Source organism: Blautia luti, assembly GCF_033096465.1.
Taxonomy (GTDB): domain Bacteria; phylum Bacillota; class Clostridia; order Lachnospirales; family Lachnospiraceae; genus Blautia_A; species Blautia_A luti.
Genome location: NZ_AP028156.1, coordinates 3,385,936 through 3,402,017 on the forward strand (window position 1 = coordinate 3,385,936; position 16,082 = coordinate 3,402,017).

Genomic DNA, 16,082 nt, shown 5'->3' on the forward strand with positions numbered 1-16,082 from the left:
AAATGACTTACCTGATACAGTTAACCTCGTTGTTTATATATGTTTCCTGAATTCATTGGGCGTAATGCCGTAACGCTTTTTGAATACTTTTATGTAGTATCCAAAGTCTTTGTATCCTACCATTTCTGCGATTTCATATTGTTTATATTTATTATCTGCAATCAGTTTCTCCACCTGTTGGAACCGGACATCTGTCAGATATTCCAGAAAACTCTTTCCGGCATATTTCTTAAGAAGGCGGCTGATATAGGTTCTGCTTACATGGAATTTCTCAGTCAGATCATCCATAGATAAATCTCCTGAATAATTCTTCTCAATGTAAGAAAGAACACTCTGAACCAGTTTCCGGTTCCGTTCATCAGTTCCTTCTGTATTCTGTTTAATCAGCGTTCCAAACAGATTCAGCAGACAATTCAACACCTCTTCTGTGTTCTCGCACTGACAGATTCTTTTTATTCCATCCTGAAGCACAGAAAGATTCCAGTTTTTATTATGAATTTCACTGTCAACTGCACAGATATATGGAAATTTCATACATCCCAAAAGTAAATCCATTGCTGCAAATTTCACCGGAGATACATCTTCCGGTGCGTTTCGAAACATCTGATGAAGTTCATCCTCCGCTTTCTCAAAACTGTCCTGAAACAAAGTCATCATAAAATGTGTTTTTTCACCGGAAGTAATCACAAAGTCTGTCTGTTTTTCATATTGCAGATCTTCGTATCTGAGTATGATATTCGTACCCAGATAAACACATTGCCTGCATGCTGTCTGTGCCTTACGGTACTGTGCATTTGCCTGATATTCGTCCACTTCTACATCGCTCAATCCAAAATTCATATGTGCTTTCAGATACCGTTCTACTTCTACCTGTATCTTACTGCATGCCTGCAATGCTTTTTCCATACATACTGCGTTTTCTTCTTCCTTTTCAAACAAAAGAATAAAATTATATTCTGCAGTTGCTGTATTATAATCGCTCAAAACATGAATTCCAAAATCATTAAAAATTTCCTCAAAAATATTGATGCATGCAAATTCCTCTATCCATTTATCTCCTGTATGGATTTTATTTTCTCCAACAACTTTTCGCCCTACACACACAATATATTTCTCTATTGTCAGATTCAGAGATTCTGCCTGCTCTTTTACAACTCCTTTTCCCTGGATTCTTCCATACAGAAGATTTCCCGCAAATTTGGATCTCAGCTGCGGAACTGACCTGTTGAAATATTTCTTCAAATCCCGGATTTCCTGCTGTTTTTCCTTCTTTGCATGAATTTCTCCGGCAATCCGGGCAGCCATTGCCTTTAACTCATCATAGTCCACCGGTTTGAGAAGATATTCTTCCACACCAATGCTGATTGCTTTCTGAGCGTAGGCAAAACTGTCATATCCTGTCAGTATCACTATAACCGCATTGGGATAAATCTCATGTGCTTTTTCTGCAAAATCCAGTCCATCCATTCCCGGCATCTTCACATCTGTATGGATCAGATCCGGTTTCGCCTGCTCCAGTTTCTCCAGCCCTTCCAATCCGTTCCTTGCAGTTGCGGATATACGGTATCCATAATCGCTCCATGGAAACGAACATAAACCATCCAGAATAATATATTCATCATCTAATATCATTACCTGCAATTCCATTATCTCTCGTCTCCCCTTTTTTTGTTATTTTCATTTACAGTTTCATCGTATTTCCTGTAAGTAACTCCGACATTACCGTTCATCGGAATTTCCAGTATTACCTGTGTTCCCTTCCCCGGTTCTGATGTAATGCTCATCCTTGCTTTGTTCTGATATACATAATCCAGTCTCTTTCTCACCGCATATACTCCCAGATGGGTATGTGTCCGCTCTGCTTCATGATCTGGCTCTTCCTCTGTCCCCATCAATTTCTCCAACTGCTCCTGTGACATTCCAACGCCATCATCCTTTACTGTAAATACTGCCATTCCATCTGTAATTTCTCCTGAAACATAAAGGAAACAGTCCCATGTCGCATTTTCCACACCATGAACCACCGCATTTTCCACCAGTGTCTGAATAGTCATCTTCGGAATCTCTAATTCATTTAATCTCTCATCCACTTCAATATAAGATGTAAATTTATCTCCATATCTGGTTTCCTGTATGTAAAGATAATCCTGTACATATTTTATTTCCTCACGAATATAAACCATACTTCTTTTATTGCTGATACTTGCACGCATCAGACTGCTGATAGAAGTAACCATACGACAAATATTATCCTCACCTTTTTTTCGCGCCATCCAGTTGATTGTATCCAGTACATTATAAAGAAAATGCGGATTGATCTGTGCCTGTAAAGCCTGGAATTCAATATCTTTGTTAACTGTTTCCATCTCCACAACCTGTTTTATCAGCTGCTCTATTTTCTCTATCGTCTGGTTGAAAACAGAATTCATGGCTCCAATCTCATCCCTTCTTCCTTCCGGAAGACGGACAGAAAAGTCACCCTCCGCAAACTGCTGCATTGCTTTACTTGTACGCTTGATCGGACCAGCGATTCCCTTTGCCAGAATATTAGCAAGAAAAATACACAACATCAAACTTGCCAGAATAAGCATGATTGTCGTTTTCTGTAATCCTCTGGCTGTTTTCTGCAAGAAACTCATAGGAATCATTCCTACAACTGTAAGTCCTGTGTCAGAACTTCTCTGATATACACAGTCATAACCCTGTCCATCTGCAGTAAACAGAAATTCTCCTGTGTTGCCTGATATTTTTTCTATCCAGCTTCTGTCACTGATTGTCGCATCATTCTCTGCACTCTCTATCAGAACATTTTTGTCATTGTCCAGAAGAAAAATATGTGCAGCCAAAGAATCTCTGGCTGTGATCGTCATTTTTTTCAGATAGCTCAGCTTAATAGATGCTCTCAATATTCCCACTGGCTTCATAGTCAGAGAATCTTTGATCTGCTTTGCCATATACATCAGACCTTCCTCAGAAGCATTATAATAAATACAGCGTCCTTTTGCCTGCTCCGCCAGTTCACAGGATATCTGAGCGGTCTTTTCATGAATCTCATGATTATTTGCCAGCAGATGATTTGCTCCGTTATAACCATACAGCTGGATATCATTCATATAAATACTTGTATATCCCTGCAAAAGCAGCCTTCTGATCTGCCCCGATCTTGAATAATAGGAATACAGCTCTGTGCCATCCGATTTATATGGTTCATCAGACTCCAATTCCTCCTGAACCGTATTGTTATTTGCAATATACTCAAATGAATTCCTCACCATATCAAAATAATGATCCAAATTCACCGACAACTCGTTCACCACTCCCGCAGACTGCTTCCTTGTCTGTTCTGTCACAATTGAAGATGCAGACATATACTGCGAAACACTGGCAGCCAACAGAACAACCAATGCTACCCCTAACGTACAATACAGAATTTTTCTCTGTATCGACAGATTAATATACCACTTCTTTAAATTTTTCATCTCTCTTTTCCCTTTAATGCCCCTTTATTTTTCCCGTTTTTCACTGCTGCGGTCTATTCCGGACAGCCAAAAAGCCGACACACTGTTTCCAGTCAATGTATCGGCTTTACTGCTTCATTTTATTATGTTCGGAATTTTATTATGTAGGTATATTCCGTAACTTTTTCTGTTTTACAGATACTGACTGAATTCCACTTTCTCCTTATTCGGACCCTCAATGGTAAAGAATTTTACACCATTTTCCCAGAATGGCAGGAAATGAATGGTATCCTGTGTGGAGTTTAAACCAGCTTCATTAATATACTGGAAAATCTCCTCAATGTCTCTCACATCAAGCGCAACATGATCAATCGCCCCATGCTCCATCTTCGCCGCATGATTCTCATAAGTCTCCACTACCAGAGTTCCCAGTTTCAGAAACACAACCTTCTCATTCGCTTCCTCATTTACAGTCTCAAACGCCGTCTCAAATCCCAGCTTATGATAAAACTCCACAGTTTTATCAATGTCATTTGTCGGAATCCCGATATGCTGTACACCTGTTGAATAGTTCTTTAAGTCCATAATCATTTGCTCCCTTCTAGTCAATCGGATATTCGCAATCCGCTTCTGCTACATGGCTCATTTTTCTACAATATACTCAGAAAACAATTTAATTGTCAATAGCCGTTATAAATTCTTTTTATTTGCTTTTCTATTTTGTACAAAATTCCCATGACATAGAACTCTAATACCTGATAAAATAAATACGACATAAAATGTCGCTTACCCAATGTCAGACGAGTAGGCGGCATTTTTGCATTTATATGGAGTTTTTGTTACTACCCACTCCAGGTCCTGATTGTCGGACCACTCTGCCGCTTCATCTTCCGCCACCTATTTGCCACCACAGCCCAGGATTAGGAAAACTCACCTGTTTAAATAATATAAAAACCATCCTGTTTCTAATCATATCAATGATATCATACAGGATGGTTTTTTATATTTTTATTCATAAAACCAGACAGATACTCGCAATCCAATTTCGCTACTTACTTAATTCGGTTAAATTCTGTTTCTGAGAATCTCCGTTTTACATCTGTGTATTTTATCGATTTTACTATAACTAATTCCAACACCTAAAATCTCACCAGTATATTTCGGTAATTCACCTAATTTTCCCATAAACCGTAGCATATAATCCTTATCTCTAATCTGTTCAATGGCTTCTTCCGGTGTATGGTCCACTTTTAATTCTAAAATAATACATGTGTCCGATCTGTCTTCTGGATAAAAAATAAAATCAACAAACCCCTTCCCTGACTTATCCTCTCTCTCCACACGGTATCTATCTCTCGCTGCCAAATAAACAAGATTCACAACCACTGATAATTCTGTTTCATTATTGTAAGAAAGGATTGGGGTCTCTGTATTGTGAACATAAGCCAATATATTCTCCATAGTTTCTGTATCCCCATGAAGTGTGGCCTCCAGCATACGCTCAGATTCTTTCGCCAATCTGTATACATATCCCAATGAAGCTTCTTTCTGAACCATCTCATCAAATTTGTCCATCAATTCTTTATTAGGAATATACACCTTTCCATTATAATAGCTTAAAAAACCATATACTACCATGGCAGATAAAATTTCTTCTCTGGTCAGCAGATTCAGAGAAGTGGCCGCATACTCCTGAATCTTCGCCTTGACACCCTCACCAGAAATCATAAGCGCAATATCTTTACGCACATCTGCAATATTATTCTCAACGTAATAGAATATTTCATCATATGGTCCTGAACTTGTCCAGTAACTGCCCAGATTATTATTCTCTAAGGCTGCCACAACCGATCTTGGATTATACATTCTCTCCCCATTTTTAGTAAAATATCCATCATACCATTCACGTAATCCTTCTCTGGTCACATTCAGCGTTTCTTCTTTTCCGGCATTGTTCTCGCAATATCTTTCATAAAGCATATCAACTTCTTTATCTGAAAATCCAAATACATTACCAAACTTAGACTCCGAAGCCATCGTATACTCCATGAACATGTTTAATTCAGATCCACTGGAATACTTGGCGATTGGCAATATTCCCGTCATATATGCCAATGCAACATACGGCTTATCCTTTAACAATCCTTTCAAAAATAGCAAATAAGACTTTTTATCATCCTCTGTCACAAACGGCATATGAAATACCGAATCCCATTCATCAAAGACAAAGACAAAACGTTCTTTTTTTTCCGCAAAAATCCTCTGTAGGTCTTCTCTTACAGAACCATTCTCACGAAAATCAATATCCGGATATCCCCTCTTTAAATCCTCTTTTAAATTCCCCTTTATCTCATCTATATATTCCTTATAACTTATACATTCATCATCAACCACGCTAAAATCAATATAAATTGTATTATACTGGTTCAAATGCTTTCTGTAATCAGCAAATTCTGAGATTTTCAATGTCTCAAATACATCCTTCGACGCAACATCTTTTCCAAAAAAAGCGCCAATCATATTTGCCATCACTGTTTTTCCAAATCTGCGGGGACGTGTCACACACACATGACGATTTCCAACCTCAGCCAATGGAATCAGTTCTCTTAGCATCTGCGATTTATCCACAAAATACGGACTACATACTTCGCTTTTATATAACGTATACGGAGATACGCTGTTTAAATAAATTCCCATGTGGACAGTCTCCTTTCTGGACAATTTCCCTTTTCTCTTACTCCAAAATATCATAAAACATACAAAACTGCAATTATTACCAATCTTATATCATTTTCTCCAAAACATCCCCCCAGCCAGAACCAGCATCACGATTCCCACCATTACCAACGGCAGAAATCCGTCTATATACCCCTTCCAAGTTTCCAGCTCATAATAAATCATATAACAATACAAACTCGCCACAACCACAACCAAGGTCAACACCACAAATGCAACAGAAACTCCAGCTGAAAACAATCCACTGGCATACAGCGTATCAACTGTGATTAGATTCAAAACCGCCCATCCGATAATCAGAAACAACTCCGTCGTCACCATACGATGAAAAATAATATTACTGATTACCAACAAAACAACATAACCAATCACACCACCAGCCAGAATCCATCCACCAGGAATTCCTGCACGCACCTTCTCTGCCTGAAAAATGCCCTGCGCCATCCAGTTTACCGCCATAATCCCACAAGCCGCCGTCGCCACCAGCAAAATTCCCGACAGCCACAACGGAACATGTCTCTCCGGATAAAAAGCCACACCCCACCAAACCAGATAACACCCCGAACAGGCTGCAAGCATCAAAATCCCTTTAAATAACGTCTCCATAGGCGTTCCATAATTTGAAAACATCCTATCACTCCTCTAGAATACCTATAAATCATCTTATATATTTATAATTGCAAGCCTTTTTCCTATAAAGACAACCACAGATTAACTCAAAACTAAAGTCTCAGTTTTTTATGCCTGCAACTTTGGTAAACTTATACTGCTAAATATCCACTTAACTGCAAGAATCAAAATTATAAGCACTACTATTGGGATAATACATGTTGTGACCATAAAAATTGCAAATGCTTCTATAAGATTATTAAGATAATTTTGAACTGCATCCAATGTTTGCGTTACTCCAGATGTAATTCCTTCTGCTAAATCTGTAACTTTTGAAACAAGTCCACTAACAAACCCCTCTTTTTTCTGACTTTCATTATCAGAATCAGATTCATCCATACTCTCCGCTGATTCTTTTACTTTTTCTACACTTTCATTAATTGATGTCGCATGTAAATTTTCAACTACTGTAGATATTTGTATACTTACAGGAGTAACTATACATAATACAAAACCAAACAAGAGCATTCTAACAATAAGATTGTAACAAAATGTTCTCCAAGTCTTTTTTCTTATCAATATTGCTGAAATTGCTACAAAACACAATATAGGAACGATACATTTAAAAGTAACATATCCACCGACAGTTAATAAAATTTTCTCCAAAAAAATTGCACCTAATACACTAAGAAAATATGTACTCAAATCTGCAATTTTTTCTGCAATAGGGGTCCCAACATCATCTGGTAAAACTGTTATTGCCGCTGATGTTGCAGTAGAAGTTGCAATTAAACCGGTTACTGTATTTCTTTTTTCATCTAAAGATTCAATCATAGATGCATATGTCTCAGGTGATGAAGTAACCACCGAAATTTTATTAAATGATAATAATGCTACTAACAATAAAAGTACTATACCCATTATCTTCTTTGTCCACTTAGAATTACTTAATTTTTCAACATCCCATTCCATTATGTATCCCTTCTTTCGTGATTAATTATATTTTAAGTTAACTGTTATTTTTATTTCTATAAACCGTCTCACTTCCTGTGAACGTCAATGTATCCAATGCAGAAATCGTATGAAAACTAATCTGATATGTCGGATGATTATATTTAACAAGTTCCCAGAATGCCACTCTTGTTATTTTTCCATCCACAAAATCCTGTACATAATTAAATATCGCATCATCAACCATAGGTCCTTCAACAATATCATAAGTATGCGCTTTTCCAACCCTGCAAGCTACAATAAAGTCAAGCCATTCGTCTGTTATTCTCTCAAACTTCAAATATTTCAATGCAGGATTTGGAATATAGTTATACTTGTTCACATATCCTTTTTTCTCATACCTGATTGCACACCTTTCTGCCTGCTCTTTATTCGCAGTACAATAAAATCCAAAATAAAAATCTCTATTATAAATAGACTTTCTTATACTCGGATACACAACAATTTCTTTACTTCCATAAAATAAAACCATTCCTTCTCCTTTCCCTGTTACTTATATGCACTTATAATTGTAAGTCTTTTCTCTAACAGAATCAACATCTTTGCATCCAGCATTACAGTCATTACTGTTCCCTCTTACACTTCCAATCCCCAGCGCGAAGCAACATCTCTCTGCAGGTGAATCTGGAGTTACTTAGCCCCCGGAACTGAACCTGCAGAGAGATGCTGCTTCGCGCGTCCCCTCTTGCGCTGTGTACGCCCCACACCAACAAACTTCCCCCAAATACTTACAAAAACCTCTTGACTTTCAAAACAAACAGCGTTAAAATTGCTTTAGCTTTTTAAACAGCTAAACCTATAACGCATAAATTCAACGAAGGGAACCAGTAAAAACAGTCCCCCCTGTCCTCAGAGAACTGCAGTCCGGTGAAATGCAGTGACAGACCTGTTTCGAATATCATCCCCGAGAAGGAAAGCCGAACCCTTGAATACAGCCATCACAGATATTGCCGTATTCACAGTAAGCTTCCCCGGCCGCCCCCCGTTACAGGAGCCGCGTATATCGGTACGTTGCAGAATCGTACTTGTTTCAAAGGTGAAACAGGGTGGTTACGGAATATCATATGTCCGTCCCTGCGTGGGGCGGACTTTTTTTATGTTATAGGAAATTACTCCATAATATTCCTATAACATAAAAAAGCCCTCTGGGCAGGATCGCACTGCGATGGAGAGGAATTATGTCGCTGAAGCGACCCATCGCAGGCGGAGAATCCTGCAAGCAGGATTCTTTCTTGTGTCAAAAATGCCCTTACACACGAGACATACTTTCTTTTCCAGGCTGTCGATCTGAAACCGAAACACTACTTCTGTTTTTCGCAGACAACAGAATTCACCACAGATGAAAAATGTAACTAATTACATATTATAACCATTACATTCCATCTGCCTTGAATCTGCTCCAAATTCCGAAAAACAGCAGCAAATTTTTTGAGAGGAGTAGAGAGCATGAAAATCTACAAAAAAATCATGAACGCACTGGCTGCAGTAGAAAAGATCGTCCTTGTGATCTCCACACTGCTGATCCTGGTGCTGACTGTGGGAAACGTATTTTCCCGTAAAGTCATCCACCGTTCCTGGTCCTTCACAGAAGAACTTGTAGTAGCGGTATTCGTACTCATCACCCTGCTGGCAGCCGCACTGGCCTGCCGCGAAGGAGAACTGGTCAGCCTGACACTGGTCACAGACCGCCTTCCAAAGAAACTGAAGAAACCATCCGTAATTCTGATCACAGTCCTGAGCATCATCTTCAGCGTCATCCTTTTCAAATACGGAATGGACAAGGTAATCACTCAGCTTCAGAATGGAAAAAGAACCTTCGTATTAAACTGGCCTGAATGGATCTTCTGGTCCTTCGTACCCATCGGTGCAGGATGCATGATCCTTCACTTCATTGAATTCTGTCTGGACTTCTGCTGCAAAACCGACAGTGCCAAAAATACCGACAACAGCACAAAAAGTAACATGAACACAATCACAACAGACAAAAAGGAGGGCAAATAAATGATCAGTGCAATCTTATTTATCTCCTTCTTCATATTCCTGATCCTGGGTGTACCCATCGGAATCTGCCTCGGACTTTCCTCCGTATGCGCAATCCTCTACTCCGGTACATCCCTGACGATCGTAGCAACCAACATGTACTCAGGAATCAGTAAATTCCTGCTCCTGGCAATCCCATTCTTCGTACTGTCAGGAAACATCATGGCAAAAGCCGGTATCTCCAAGCGACTGATCAAATTCGTTGATACCTGCGTAGGCCACAAAAAAGGCGGTATCGCCATCGTATGTGTTATCGTAGCCTGCTTCTTCGGCGCGATCTCCGGTTCCGGCCCTGCAACTGTTGCAGCCCTTGGCGCCGTACTGATCCCTGCAATGGTAGAACAGGGCGGTTTCTCCGCACCATTCTCCACAGCACTGATGGCAACCTCAAGCTCCATTGCCATTGTCATCCCGCCAAGTATCGCCTTCGTTGTATATGCCTCCATCACAGGCACATCCATCGCAGACATGTTCATGGCAGGTATCGTACCAGGTCTTCTAATGGGCGTGGCACTGATAATCGTAGTAATGCTGGAAGCAAAGAAACACAATATCAAACCATCCAGGGAAAAAGCCTCCGGCAAAGAACGCTGGGACGCTTTCAAAGATGCTTTCTGGGGATTCCTGATGCCGGTCATCATTCTGGGCGGTATCTACGGCGGTATCTTCACACCAACAGAAGCAGCAGCCGTATCCGTTGTATACGGTCTCTTCGTAGGTATGGTCATCTACCGCGAAGTTTCCATCCGCGATATGTTTGACATCCTGGTAGACTCAGCAAAGACAACCGGCGGTATCATGCTCATCGTAGCAAGTGCCTCTCTGTTCTCCTTTGTATGTACCAAATTCGGTATTGCAGATGCAGCCTCCAATTTACTTGGAAGCATCGCACATAACCAGTTTACCTTCCTGCTGATCGTAAATATCATCTTCCTGATCGCAGGATGCTTCATCGATGCAAACTCCGCTATGTACATCTTCATCCCGATTATGCTTCCTGTATGTAAGGCTCTTGGATACGATATAGTAGCATTCGGTGTTATGGCAACTGTAAACCTTGCAATCGGACAGGTAACTCCTCCTGTAGGTGTAAACCTTTTCGTAGCAATCAGCATCAAGATCAAAAAAGGTCTGGAAGTTACTCTGCAGGAGATCTCAAGGGCAGTTGTGCCAATGATCGCAGCCTGCGTTGCAGTTCTTCTGATCGTTACATACATCCCGATCACTTCCACTTTCCTTCCGAAAGTTCTTGCAAAAGAAGGCTCCTACACAGGTGTTCAGTCCTCCGCTTCCTCTGACACAGCTTCCAAGGAGGCAGGAGACGGCAATAACTCCTTCGACACAATCGCAGATTACAGTGACCTTGACTGGCCGGAAATGACCTGGAACTTCGCATGCTCCACTACTGAGACAAGTACCTGGGCAGACGGTGGACGTAAGTTCGGCGAACTGATGGAAAAAGCTACAGGTGGCAAAGTCAAAGTTAACATTTACGCAGCTGACCAGCTGACAAACGGCAACCAGTCCGAAGGCATTCAGGCTCTGATGAATGGTGATCCGGTTCAGATCTCCATGCACTCCAACCTGATCTACTCCGCATTTGACCCACGTTTCAACGTTGTTTCTCTTCCATTCGTCTATGATTCTTACGATGATGCAGATGCGAAATTCGACGGCGAAGCTGGTGAAAAGCTGAAAGAAATCCTCAGTGAGTACGGACTCCACTGCATGGGTATCGCAGAAAACGGTTTCCGCGAAATCACAAACAGCAAACATGAGATCAAGTCTGTAGACGATCTGAAAAACCTGAAGGTTCGTGTAGCAGGCTCCAACCTTCTGATGGAATGCTACAAGAGATGGGGTGCTGATGCCACTAACATGAACTGGTCCGAAACCTACACAGCACTTCAGCAGAACACGGTAGAAGGTCAGGAGAATCCACTTCCGGCTATCGATGCTGCAAGTGTTCAGGAGGTTCAGCCTTACTGCTCTATGTGGGATGCAATTTATGACTGTCTGTTCTTCTGTATCAACGAAGACATCTACAACAGTCTCACACCTGAACAGCAGGCAGTTGTTGACGAAGCAGGACAGAAAGCAGTTGAATATGAACGTTACATCAACCGTTCCGGAGATGACGAGATCAAAGAACGCTGGGCAAGCCAGAACGGTGTAACAATCACAGAAAAAGAAGACATGGACATCGACTCCTTCAAAGAAGCAGTTGACGGTATCGATGACTGGTTTGTAAACGAACTGAAGAGCCAGGGCTACGACGATGCTCAGGATCTGGTTGACCTTTTCACAAAGGATTCCTTCAACACAGTGGAAGATTACAGTGATCTGGACTGGCCGGAAACAACCTGGAACTTCGCATGCTCCACTACTGAGACAAGTACCTGGGCGGACGGCGGACGTAAATTCGGTGAACTGATGGAAAAAGCCACAGGCGGCAAAGTCAAAGTCAACATTTATGCTGCTGATCAGCTGACAAACGGTAACCAGTCCGAAGGTATTCAGGCTCTGATGAATGGCGATCCGGTTCAGATCTCCATGCATTCCAACCTGATCTATTCCGCATTTGACCCACGTTTCAACGTCGTATCTCTTCCGTTTGTCTATGATTCTTATGATGATGCAGATGCGAAATTCGACGGCGAAGCAGGTGAGAAGCTGAAGGAAATCCTTAGCGAATACGGACTCCACTGCATGGGTATTGCAGAGAACGGTTTCCGTGAACTGACTAACAGCAAACGCGAGATCAAATCTGTAGACGATATGAAGAACCTGAAGGTTCGTGTAGCAGGCTCCAACCTTCTGATGGAATGCTACAAGAGATGGGGCGCTGATGCCACTAACATGAACTGGTCAGAGACTTACACAGCACTTCAGCAGAACACTGTTGAAGGTGAGGAAAATCCACTTCCTGCTATTGACGCAGCAAGCGTTCAGGAGGTTCAGCCTTACTGCTCTATGTGGGATGCAATTTATGACTGTCTGTTCTTCTGCATCAATCAGGATATCTACGACGGCCTCACACCTGAACAGCAGGCAGTTGTTGATGAATGTGGCCAGAAGGCAGTTGAGTATGAACGTTACATCAACCGTTCCAGCGACAATGAGATCAAAGAACGCTGGGAATCCAAAAACGGCGTAACCTTCACAGAGAAAGCTGATATGGATATCGATTCCTTCAAGAAGGCTGTAGACGGTGTAGACGAATGGTTCGTAAACGAGCTGAAGAGCCAGGGCTACGAAGACGGCCAGGATCTGGTTGATCTGTTTACCAAATAATTCAAACGGTTACAAAACTCCATAAAAATAAATAAACAGGGTATGAAGTTTCATCAGATTACGATGAGCTTCATACCCTGTTTGTTCTGCCCTCCAGTTTCACGAAGGGAGGGTGATGCCAGATGAATACAATGGGCACCTGATTTTTCAAGTGCCCTTTTTATAAAGTAAAGCGGACATTCGCAATCCGCTTCGCTACTTGCTCATGAGCGCAGTCACTTCGCGACCTGCGTTCAAATCTCAAATCTTCAGGTAAGACTTGATTTTCTCCTCCTGCAGCTCTTCCCCGATCACGATCAGAACCTCCTGCCCCACATGAAGCGGACGGATTGTGATTTCATTCTTCGTAGCATTTAATTCAATCCACTGCTCTCCATCACTCTCTGTCCGGGCAGAATGTCCAGAGCAGTCTTCGCTATCACTGTCTATTTTCATAAATCCCTTCATCCGAAACACTCGCCCGCATTCAGGATCAGACAAAACATGCTCAGCGGCTTCCCGCAGCTCCTTCTCAGTCATCTTCACATTCATAAAGTACAGAGAAGTAAAGGCATCCTCTGCCTCGAACTCCGGTTTCCTGTAGCTTGCCATCTCATATCCACAGGATGCGATCAGATCAAAGTCCTCTTTCGACATCTCATCCCAGTTTTTGTGGATAACATTGTTGGTAACACCAGCTTCACCACTGCCATCAAAATCTTTTCCAAATCTCCTGCTACAATGCACCTTTTCCAAGGCACAATTCACATGCTCAATCGTCTCCTGGATTTCCTCCGGCGTTGCCTCCTGGCTCTTGCTCATCACAATACATCCGGCATCCGCCACTTCCGAAGCCAGGATAAACTCCGCCTCATCCGACAAATCACTTTCCAGCTTCGAATCCACGATCGCGATCACATTCCCGATCTGATACCAGCGGTTCAGCGGCTCTTCATGAAGAATGTCAAAGAACTCATCCACATCAAAAATCCCTGATGGCTCCACGATCACACGATCATAGCCACACATTCCCATAGCGATCAGCTTTGTCTTAAATCTCCTCCTGTGGCAGTCCTTATCACATCCCCCGGAGATCATCTCCAATTCACAATTATCCCCCATCAGATCCTGAAGCAGCATCATATCCACATTCACAGCCCCATAATCATTCTCCAGAATCCCGATATTCTTTCCTGTATCCATCAAATACTGCGCATACTTCCTGATAAATGTCGTCTTCCCTGAACCAAGGAAACCGGTGATCAAATCTATTTTTACCATTTCATGTCTCTCCTTTGCTGTTGGAAATTATATATACACAACCATCTGCATTCGCCTAAAATCTTTTTTCAAATCATAACATCATAACGAAAAAAACGCAACGCCTGCAGACGTTACGTTTTTTCAATAATATATTATTTCTTTTTCTTTCTGGCGATCACGAATCCTACTGCTGCAGCTGCTACAAACAGAACTACGAACCAGATTATAATGTTCGTGTTATCACCTGTCTTTACGCTGTGGCGTGAAGTGGTTGGTGTGATTCCAGGAGTAACGCCTGGCGTTGTTCCAGGAGTTGTGCCAGGAGTGATTTCCGGAGTCTGTGTTGGGGTCGGTGTCGGTGTCGGAGTGGTTGTTGTCACTGTATTGGTAATCGTAACTGTCAGTTCTTTCTCACCATCGAATGTCAGATTACCTTCACCGCTGACCTTATATCCGAATGTAGCCTTATCCACCGCCTTACCATCTTTATCAGACTCGAATACTCTGTATTTGAATACCTTATCCTTATCCGCAATATCCGTAGACTGGAATACCAGACTTACCTTATCATTCTGCTTCAGTTCCAGAGTCTCTACCTTAACCTCGCTGCCATCTTCCTGAACCTCATTGACAGTAGCATAGAATGTATCATCTACAGTCGTCTGCTGTCCATCCTTCACCACATTCTTCTGGATCCATAACAGACGCTCCATGTAGAAGTTATCCGGCAGATCCAGATAAATATTATTTACAACAGCTTCCTGTACATCGAAATTCACATTGTCAAAAGTAACCATAGAACCGGTTTCACCATTCACATCAATACTGCAGATAACCTCGGTTCCTGTCTCATCCAGGAAAGAATCACCATCCGGTCTCGGATTACCCTCTGCATCTGTCTCACGCACATAATAAGTGCCCAGCGGCAGATCCGTATACTCCACAGTACCACTGGTATCTCCCACAATATGGATCGCTTTCGCATCCCCATAAGGAATGGTGGCCGCCTCATCCAGATACAGACGTACATAATAAGTTGCTTCCGGTGTATAGATATCAACCCAGTCATCATCCAGCAGATACAGCTTCTTGGTCACTTTCAGAGTACCTGTATTACTGTCATTATTCTTCTCTGCTTTCGGATAAGCAGTTACATTATATTCCAGGCCAGCTTCACTTCCATCACTGGAATACGGCACAGAGATCAGCATCGGAGAAACCCTGCAGCTCTCCAGATTTCCTGTCTGAACCATCAGATACACGCCCATCTCCAGAGAAGTGAAACTCACATTACCATTCACATCTGAAACAGCCGTCTTCACAGGAACTCCTGCACTTCCAACTTTATTTACCAGTGTCTTCGCTGCTGCCTCTGCATCCGCTGCAGTCTTCAGATTATTCAGATCTATTCCCGTAGATTCCAGAGAGGAAGCCAGCTGGAAATGAACCACATAGGTATCAATCTCCATAGTTCCTACCTGATACAAAGACAGCGGCACATCTGCCAAAGGTACCTGCGCACCATCCTCAGTCACAGCCAGTGTCATAGAAAGACTTCCCAACTGCCCCCCGCTGCCTGTATCAGATGCCCATACTCCCGGCACCACTCCCAGCAGAAGCAGCAAAGCCATACAAACGGCTGTCAGAATCCTGAACCCTTTCCATTTCATAAACTTTTTCTTCATATACTAC

11 protein-coding genes are annotated in these 16,082 nt (G+C 41.9%); 2 read left to right on the forward strand and 9 right to left on the reverse strand.

What is annotated here, in order from left to right:
- Nucleotides 1–33 precede the first annotated feature (33 nt).
- The 7 genes from R8695_RS15690 to R8695_RS15720 form a co-directional block, all read right to left on the reverse strand.
- On the reverse strand, nucleotides 34–1,647 hold the full coding sequence (locus R8695_RS15690) for a response regulator transcription factor (protein ID WP_154779487.1): 1,614 nt from the start codon (nucleotides 1,645–1,647) through the stop codon (nucleotides 34–36).
- Nucleotides 1,647–3,479 carry a cache domain-containing sensor histidine kinase gene (locus R8695_RS15695; protein ID WP_154779486.1) on the reverse strand — a complete coding sequence of 611 codons (1,833 nt, stop codon included), beginning with the start codon at nucleotides 3,477–3,479 and terminating at the stop codon, nucleotides 1,647–1,649. The genes R8695_RS15690 and R8695_RS15695 overlap by 1 nt, the downstream gene beginning before the upstream one ends.
- 171 nt (nucleotides 3,480–3,650) lie before the next feature.
- Nucleotides 3,651–4,043, reverse strand: a complete 393-nt coding sequence (locus R8695_RS15700) for a VOC family protein (RefSeq protein WP_020993212.1) — start codon at nucleotides 4,041–4,043, stop codon at nucleotides 3,651–3,653.
- A gap of 480 nt (nucleotides 4,044–4,523) precedes the next feature.
- Complete coding sequence (locus tag R8695_RS15705) at nucleotides 4,524–6,155, reverse strand: AAA family ATPase (RefSeq protein WP_154779485.1); 1,632 nt, start codon at nucleotides 6,153–6,155, stop codon at nucleotides 4,524–4,526.
- A 90-nt stretch (nucleotides 6,156–6,245) separates the two neighbouring features.
- A complete protein-coding gene (locus tag R8695_RS15710; protein ID WP_154779484.1) occupies nucleotides 6,246–6,824 on the reverse strand; it encodes a hypothetical protein in 579 nt (192 codons plus the stop codon).
- A 108-nt stretch (nucleotides 6,825–6,932) separates the two neighbouring features.
- Nucleotides 6,933–7,775: a hypothetical protein gene (locus tag R8695_RS15715; protein WP_154779483.1), complete on the reverse strand. Its 843-nt coding sequence runs from the start codon at nucleotides 7,773–7,775 to the stop codon at nucleotides 6,933–6,935.
- A 37-nt stretch (nucleotides 7,776–7,812) separates the two neighbouring features.
- On the reverse strand, nucleotides 7,813–8,286 hold the full coding sequence (locus tag R8695_RS15720) for a DUF3990 domain-containing protein (RefSeq protein WP_154779482.1): 474 nt from the start codon (nucleotides 8,284–8,286) through the stop codon (nucleotides 7,813–7,815).
- A 974-nt stretch (nucleotides 8,287–9,260) separates the two neighbouring features.
- On the opposite strand from R8695_RS15720, the gene R8695_RS15725 reads away from it, so the two are divergent.
- Nucleotides 9,261–9,815 carry a TRAP transporter small permease gene (locus tag R8695_RS15725; RefSeq protein ID WP_025580891.1) on the forward strand — a complete coding sequence of 185 codons (555 nt, stop codon included), beginning with the start codon at nucleotides 9,261–9,263 and terminating at the stop codon, nucleotides 9,813–9,815.
- Nucleotides 9,816–13,148, forward strand: coding sequence for a TRAP transporter large permease subunit (locus R8695_RS15730; RefSeq protein WP_154779481.1), 3,333 nt, complete (start codon nucleotides 9,816–9,818; stop codon nucleotides 13,146–13,148). It begins immediately after the preceding gene.
- Nucleotides 13,149–13,388: 240 nt separating this feature from the next.
- Here the strand turns inward: R8695_RS15730 and R8695_RS15735 are convergent, their stop codons facing one another.
- Both R8695_RS15735 and R8695_RS15740 read right to left on the reverse strand, forming a co-directional pair.
- A complete protein-coding gene (locus tag R8695_RS15735; protein ID WP_154779480.1) occupies nucleotides 13,389–14,408 on the reverse strand; it encodes a GTP-binding protein in 1,020 nt (339 codons plus the stop codon).
- Nucleotides 14,409–14,542: 134 nt separating this feature from the next.
- A complete protein-coding gene (locus tag R8695_RS15740) occupies nucleotides 14,543–16,075 on the reverse strand; it encodes an isopeptide-forming domain-containing protein (protein WP_154779479.1) in 1,533 nt (510 codons plus the stop codon).
- Nucleotides 16,076–16,082: the final 7 nt, after the last annotated feature.